A 7,628-nucleotide genomic window follows, 5' to 3' on the forward strand; every position below is an offset into this window, starting at 1 on the left:
GTTTGTTTATTGTTATCTGTTCGGATTTTTTCATTCGTATCAATCCATCGTGAACTAATATATTCTCGCACCATATGACCTAGCGTGTTGTACTGATCACGAGTCGTAGAGTCTTTAAAGCTTTTCCCATACGTCGTTTCCAACTTTTCTAAAAATGCAGCTTTGAAGCTCTCTTTACTTGAGAACATGCTATTCACTCCTGTCAACTAGTTCTTCATATAGGGATAGATACTTTTGTGCTGATGCTTTCCAGCTATAATCTTGACGCATCGCCCCTGTTACAAGCTTAGTCCATTTGTCCGGTTGATGATAATAATACAAGGCGCGTCGAACCGTATATAACATATCATGCGCATTAAAATTCTTGAAACTAAATCCATTCCCCGTTTCTTCTATTTCATCAAAGGACTGGACAGTATCATTTAATCCACCTGTTTCTCTTACAACTGGAATAGCTCCGTAACGCAACGCAATAAGTTGTCCAAGACCACATGGTTCAAACAGGGAAGGCATAAGAAAAATATCTGCCCCAGCATAAACATGATGAGCAAGCGATTCATTGAATCCAATATACACCTTAACCTTTTCTGGATACAAATAAGCCATATAATTAAAGAAATCCTCATATTCACGATCACCGGAACCAACTACTATAAATTGAATATCCTCTTGCATCATTTCATGAAATACATGACGGACTAAATCAATTCCTTTTTGCTTCGTAAGACGTGTCACCATCGCTATAACTGGTGTATTTTCCTTTTCAGGCAAACCAAACTGACGTTGCAATGCCGTTTTATTCAGTTGCTTAGATTCTAACGAATCCGCATCATAATGTGATGTAATAGATGCATCTGTTTTAGGATTGTAGAATGAATCATCTATCCCATTCACAATACCCTTAAGCTTGTAGTTATACGCCCGAAGCAAACCATCAAGCTTTTCTCCAAAGAAGGGGTATTGAATTTCTTCTTTATATGTTGGACTTACAGCCGTAATTACATCAGATGCCACAATACCAGCTTTCATAAAATTAATATCACCATAAAATTCCAAATAATCATTTGAATAATATCTGTCATCTAAGCCAAGTAATTCTCCCATTACACTACGAGGAAATATTCCTTGAAACTGCAAATTATGAATTGTAAAAACTGTTTTAATGTTTTCATACATGGGTAGATGTTTATATTGCTCTCGAAGCAAGAAAGGGATCATTGCTGTATGCCAATCATGACAGTGCAATACATCCGGAACGAAATCCAGATGCGGAATGCAATTTAGCACCGCTCTGGAAAAGTAAGAAAATCGTTCCGCGTCATCGTAATGACCGTATAAAGAATCACGTTTAAAGTAGTATTCATTATCGAGTAAGTAATAAGTAATGCCATCGTACTCTGTTTCTAAAATGCCGCAATATTGCTTTCTCCAACCAATTTGGACATATATGACTTTTTTTAAAACACTGTTTTGTCTAATATGCCAAGGAATAAGACTGTAATTAGGTAGTATGACTCGGATATCATTGTCTAGTTTTTTTAATTCCTTAGGAAGTGCGCCCGCTACATCTGCTAATCCACCAGATTTAATAAATGGGACACACTCGGATACTGCAAATAAAATCTTCACGAATTCATCAGCGCTCCTTGTTCTAATCCTTTTTGTACAACATATGGATACTCAACTTGGTTTTCCTTCGTGATAACCGTTCCATCCGCAATCTTTACATCTTTGTCTAAAATAACTCCATCTAAAATGCAATTTTCTCCTATTACAGTCTTTTGCATAATAATGCTATTTCGAACAACAGATCCTTTTCCAATTTTAACTGAACGGAACAACACGCTGTTTTCCACTTTCCCGTCTATAATACTACCATTAGCAATCATACTGTTACTTACTTTTGCATCCTTGCCATATCTTGTAGGAGGTTCATCTTTTACTTTTGTATAAATAGGGGCTTCACTATGAAACAGTTGTTTCCATGCAGTAGGATTTAATATAGCCATGCTATTTTCATAATAGCTTTCGATTGAATCAATGATTGCAACATATTCTTGTGCTTCATATGGATGAATGCGAAGAGAAGTAGGATTATTCCGTACGATATCTATAATACTCATATTATCTGTATCTTTATAATCTTGAATTAAAGAAAGTAACAATTCCTTCTTTATAATATACGTTTGTAAAGAACGATTCCGGTACTGAACCTCTGTTATATCCGATTGCATTTCAATGTGACGTAATAAAATTGGTTTGAAATTAATAGAAGTGACAATATGTGCAGCTGTAATGACCACATATTCTTGCTTACTTCTTAATAAATAATCTATATTACGATAAAGGTGGAAAAACGATCCGAATTCAATTTTTCCACATCTACTATTTGGGGTAAATACAAATAAACCATCTCGTTTACGGTCTAAATCCCATTGTTTTCCTGAGCCAAGATGGTCCATAATCGAGCGATTCTCATGTCCAGTAAAAATGGCTACACTGTGTATTCCGGAATTCACCATATTGGATAACATGAAGTCGATTAACCGATAACGTCCTCCATAAGGGAGTGCCGCTAATGAGCGATGTTTCGTAAGTTTACTTAAAGAATCAAATTCATTGGTTGCATTTATTATTCCTAGCATAAATCCTCCTCCTCATTCCTTCTCAAATGTTATTCAGCTTCAGCTACTAGTATTACATCCTCTACATTTTTTAACGGACGAATAATAGCGTTATCTTCAATCACCATACCTGGTGCTACAATAGCCCGATCAATAGTAACATTCTTTCCTATTACTGCATCTGGCATAATAACGGAATCTGTAATAACAGATCCTTCTCCGACTAACACACCTTGAAATAATACAGAATGCTTAACTTCCCCTTCGACCACACAACCTTCATTTAAAAGGGATTCTTGAATAATTGCTGACGGAGCAATATATTGCGGAGGTTGATTCGGATTTACAGAATAAATACGCCAATTACGATCATACATATTCAATGTAGATTCCTCACTAAGCAAATCCATATTGGCTTCCCAGAGACTTTTAACTGTACCTACATCCTTCCAATACCCTTCGAACGGATACGCTACAACCTTCTTGTTTTCTTCTAATAACAATGGAATAACATCCTTACCAAAATCATTGGAAGATTCAGGATTACGTGCATCCATTTCTAAAAATTCCTTTAATACAGACCATTTAAAAATATAGATTCCCATAGAAGCTAAATTGCTTTTTGGAAATTGAGGTTTTTCATCAAACTCTATAATATCCATATTTTCGTTTGTATTCATAATGCCGAAGCGACTGGCTTCATCCCACGGGACCGTAATAACAGAAATTGAAACATCTGCATCTTTTTCCATATGATAATCAAGCATTTTATCATAATCCATTTTGTATATATGATCACCTGACAAAATGAGAACATATTCAGGATCATATTGCTTTAAATAATTTAAATTTTGGAATATCGCACTCGCGGTTCCTTTATACCACTTTACGCCTGAAGATTCTGAATATGGAGGGAGTACAGTAACCCCTCCATCATTTCTGTCTAAATCCCAAGCACTTCCGATTCCAATGTAGGAGTGCAAAACGAGCGGTTGATATTGTGTTAAAACCCCAACTGTTTCAATACCAGAATTGGCGCAATTACTTAATGTAAAATCAATAATACGATACTTTCCACCGAATGGGACGGCGGGCTTTGCTAAATTCTTTGTTAACGAACTTAAACGACTACCTTTTCCCCCTGCTAGTAACATTGCTACGCACTTCTTTTTCATTGCCATCGCTCTTCCCCTTCCTTGTCTTCACTGGTCGTAAAATAGAAACACCAAAAGGCGGTATTGTCATTTCAACATATGCTGGTTGACTGTGAAATTCCTGCATAACTGGTTTTAATCTTTTTTTATTGATTTGACCAGAACCACCATATTGAATATCATCGCTATTCAAGATTTCATTGTATGATGCATTCAATGGTACACCAACTTTGTAATTTTCATATACATATTCCGTGAAATTACAAATAATTACCAACAACTCATTTTCCTTTGCACCATACCGAATAAATGAAAAGATACTTTGATCACGATTATCTGCATCAATCCATCTGAATCCATCTTGCTTATGATCCAATTCATACAAAGGCTTTGAGCGTTTATAAATACTCATTAACTCTTTAAAATACACTTGCATCAGTCGATGCAATTCAAACTCCTGCAGGTTCCAATCTAAATCTTCAAGATCCTTCCACTCATCAAACTGTCCAAATTCCCCACCCATAAAGAGGAGCTTCTTTCCAGGATGTGCAATAAAATATCCATATAAAAGACGCAGTTGTGCAAACTTTCTCCAATAATCACCCGGCATCTTATTTAGAAGGGATTTTTTTCCGTGTACAACTTCATCATGAGATAGCGGCAAAATAAAATTTTCGGAGTATGCATATAGCTGTGAAAATGTAACTTTATCATGAAGATGCTTTCGATATTGAGGCTCACATTCCATGTATTTTAAGATGTCATTCATCCATCCCATATTCCATTTATAATTAAATCCAAGTCCTCCGTCGTAGGTAGGAGCTGTAACAAGCGGCCAATCGGTTGAATCTTCCGCTATCATTAATGCATAGGGGTGTTCTGCATAAACGGCTTCATTTAGCTTTTGTAAGAATAACACTGCATTTTCATTTCGACTGAACTGTCCATTGGCATTCCAATATAGCATATTTGCTACAGCATCAACGCGAAATCCATCTATATGATAGTTTTCAAACCAAAATAAAGCATTTGAGATGAGAAAAGATTGAACTTCAGGCTTTCCCAAATCGAAATTTGCAGTTCCCCAAATCGGATTTTCCTGAACGTCGAAATCATAATATTCATAAGTGGGTTCCCCATCGAACATGTAAAGACCATGCGCATCCTTGCAATAATGTCCAGGTACCCAATCTAATAAAACTCCTAGTCCATGTTGATGGCATTGATCAATAAAGTACATCAAATCCTCTGGTGTACCATATCTACTTGTAGGAGAGTAATATCCTGTACCTTGATAACCCCAAGAGCGATCATATGGATGTTCGACTAAGGGCATAATTTCAATATGTGTGAAATGATGCTCCAATACATACGGAATTAATAGGTCTGCCATTTCTCGATAAGAGTAGAGTGACCCATCCTCTTTATTCTTCCAAGTTCCAAAATGTATCTCATATACTGCAAACGGCTCTTCATAAATTGACTTTCGTTTTTTATTACGGAACCATTTCTCATCATTCCACTCAAACTTCCCGATATCATAAACAATAGAGGCGGTATGGGGGCGCAATTCTGAATAAAACGCATAAGGATCTGATTTTAGAATTGTTTTGCCAAATGACGTTTGTATCTCATACTTATATAGCTCGTTTTCCCTTAATTGAGGAATAAACAATGACCATATTCCTTCCTCGGTGACCTTAATCATTTGATGTTCTTTTCCAACCCAATTATTAAAATTCCCTACCACGCTAACAGTAGTTGCGTGGGGCGCCCACACAGAAAACACCGTTCCTTCTATTCCATTTTCCGAAGAGAGATGTGCACCAAGCATATTATAACTCTTGTAAAGATTTCCCTCGTGGAACAGATGTATGTCATAATCTGTAGGATGAGTCAAGACCACAGCTTTCACCTCTCAAGTACATAAGATTTCAAATACTATTTTATTATTCTACAAAAGGCTTTCATATTCCTTTGGCGAAAAGGGAAAACATGTAATATAAATTATAAAAATGTGCAAATGTTCAAAAAATCGCCAATTAATTTATTTAATGTCTTTTAATATTTTACAGTGTATCCATCATCCTCATGCTAAGAGGACATATATACATCCTGCAGATATAGTGAAAACGTTTTATAATACAGATTTCTGTCCATAAAAAAAGAACTATATTATAAAAGTATGTTACTCTCCCCACCTCATGTCGATTAAACTAAATAAAATCATCAGTTATATACATCAATAGTAAATCAGATGTGTAAAGAGGATGTAAGAAAAGGGAAAATTAATTGTAAATACAAAAAATTGTAACAAAAAAGCTTCTCAAAAAGAAAGATTTTGAGAAGCTTTTAACAAAACTATATTTTCTCAGTTAGTATTATAATACAGGACTCATTGTTTCTTTTAACACTTTTACGGAATGATTGAATTTTTCACGTTCATCTGCATTCATTTCAAGTTCAACTACTTCACGCACACCGCTACGGTTAATAATAGCTGGGACACCAACATATATGTCACTTTGTCCATATTCTCCGTTTAAGTGGGCAGATACTGTTAAGATACAGTTTTCATTATTTAAAATCGCCTTTGTAACTCTCATGAGAGCCATGCCTATTCCATAGAATGTTGCACCTTTACGATTAATGATGTCGTAGGCAGCATCACGAACATTTACAAAAATAGCATCTAAATCTTCTTGGCTATATTGTTCCGTCTTCAATATTTTTTCTAATTTTTGAACCCCAACAGATGCATGGCTCCATACTGGAAGTTCTGTATCTCCATGTTCACCGATAATGTAGGCATGAACATTACGAGCATCCACATCAAAATAATCGCTTAGCATATAACGGAAACGAGCTGTATCAAGCGTAGTACCAGAACCAATTACACGTTCCTTAGGCAGACCAGATTCTTTCCATGTTACATATGTTAAAATATCAACTGGATTTGTCGCAATTAAAAAGATTCCATCAAAACCATTATCCATAATTCCACGAACGATTTGCTTAAAGATTTTAGTATTCTTTTCCACCAAATCTAAACGTGTTTCACCTGGTTTTTGTGGAAGTCCTGCAGTAATGACAACTAAATCTGCATCTTTACAGTCTGCGTAGCTACCCTTCCAGATTTTTGTTGGAGTTGGAGCGAAAGGAATACCATGGTTTAAATCCATCGCTTCGCCTTCAGCCTTTGCTTCATTAACATCTACGAGTACAAGCTCTTCTGCTACACCTTGGTTAAGCATTGAATACGCATAGCTACAACCAACAGCACCAGTTCCGACTAAAACAACACGATTAATTTTTTGTTTCATGTTAGACTCTCCTTTATTCTCTATGTTTTCTTTATAAATCCATTCATTCTATATTCTGTGTAATTTTCTCTGAACAATTTCATTTTAGCATAAATATTTTTTTATCTATTCTTTTTTTGTGATGGTTTTGTGAATTGATTCACATATATATTGTGGAGATAGTCAGTTTTTTTCTGAAGGATGAGATAGGATCCGGATATTACTACACTTAAATAGCGGCATAAATTGAGGATAGATGCAATTAAAAAAAACACAATAAAAAAGAGTCAGCATATGCTGACTCTTAATATGACCCGTACGGGAATCGAACCCGTGATACCGCCGTGAAAGGGCGGTGTCTTAACCGCTTGACCAACGGGCCGTGGCAGAGAAGAAGGGATTCGAACCCTCGCACCGGTTACCCGATCTACTCCCTTAGCAGGGGAGCCCCTTGAGCCACTTGGGTACTTCTCTATATGGCTCCGCAAGTAGGATTCGAACCTACGACCTATCGGTTAACAGCCGATTGCTCTACCGCTGAGCTATTG

Annotated in this window: 6 protein-coding genes and 2 tRNA genes; all 8 read right to left on the minus strand. The window is 36.2% G+C overall.

Translation table 11 applies throughout. The features are described 5' to 3' along the window. On the minus strand, positions 1-188 hold a 188-nt coding region (locus AC11ZT_RS10095), incomplete at its 3' end, for a hypothetical protein (protein WP_484059471.1). Between the two features lies 1 nt (position 189). After that, a complete protein-coding gene (glgA, locus tag AC11ZT_RS10100; RefSeq protein WP_484059472.1) occupies positions 190-1,629 on the minus strand; it encodes a glycogen synthase GlgA in 1,440 nt (479 codons plus the stop codon). Further along, positions 1,626-2,645, minus strand: coding sequence for a glucose-1-phosphate adenylyltransferase family protein (locus tag AC11ZT_RS10105; protein ID WP_484059473.1), 1,020 nt, complete (start codon positions 2,643-2,645; stop codon positions 1,626-1,628). The genes glgA and AC11ZT_RS10105 overlap by 4 nt, the downstream gene beginning before the upstream one ends. A 29-nt stretch (positions 2,646-2,674) precedes the next feature. Then, entirely contained in the window at positions 2,675-3,805 is a 1,131-nt protein-coding gene (locus AC11ZT_RS10110) for a glucose-1-phosphate adenylyltransferase (protein WP_484059474.1), read from the minus strand. Further along, positions 3,753-5,684: a 1,4-alpha-glucan branching enzyme gene (gene glgB / locus AC11ZT_RS10115; RefSeq protein WP_484059475.1), complete on the minus strand. Its 1,932-nt coding sequence runs from the start codon at positions 5,682-5,684 to the stop codon at positions 3,753-3,755. The genes AC11ZT_RS10110 and glgB overlap by 53 nt, the downstream gene beginning before the upstream one ends. A 475-nt stretch (positions 5,685-6,159) precedes the next feature. Further along, positions 6,160-7,101, minus strand: a complete 942-nt coding sequence (locus AC11ZT_RS10120; protein WP_484059476.1) for an L-lactate dehydrogenase — start codon at positions 7,099-7,101, stop codon at positions 6,160-6,162. 289 nt (positions 7,102-7,390) lie between these two features. Further along, positions 7,391-7,462: transfer RNA gene (locus AC11ZT_RS10125), tRNA-Glu, on the minus strand. A gap of 1 nt (position 7,463) precedes the next feature. Further along, positions 7,464-7,554, minus strand: a tRNA-Ser gene (locus AC11ZT_RS10130). Positions 7,555-7,628 lie beyond the last annotated feature (74 nt).

Source organism: Ectobacillus sp. (genome assembly GCF_056992975.1).

Coding starts and splice junctions, on each gene's coding strand:
- AC11ZT_RS10120 (WP_484059476.1), bottom strand. CDS start 7,101: ATGAAACAAAAAATTAATCGTGTTGTTTTAGTCGGAACTGGTGCTGTT.
- AC11ZT_RS10110 (WP_484059474.1), bottom strand. CDS start 3,805: ATGGCAATGAAAAAGAAGTGCGTAGCAATGTTACTAGCAGGGGGAAAA.
- AC11ZT_RS10105 (WP_484059473.1), bottom strand. CDS start 2,645: ATGCTAGGAATAATAAATGCAACCAATGAATTTGATTCTTTAAGTAAA.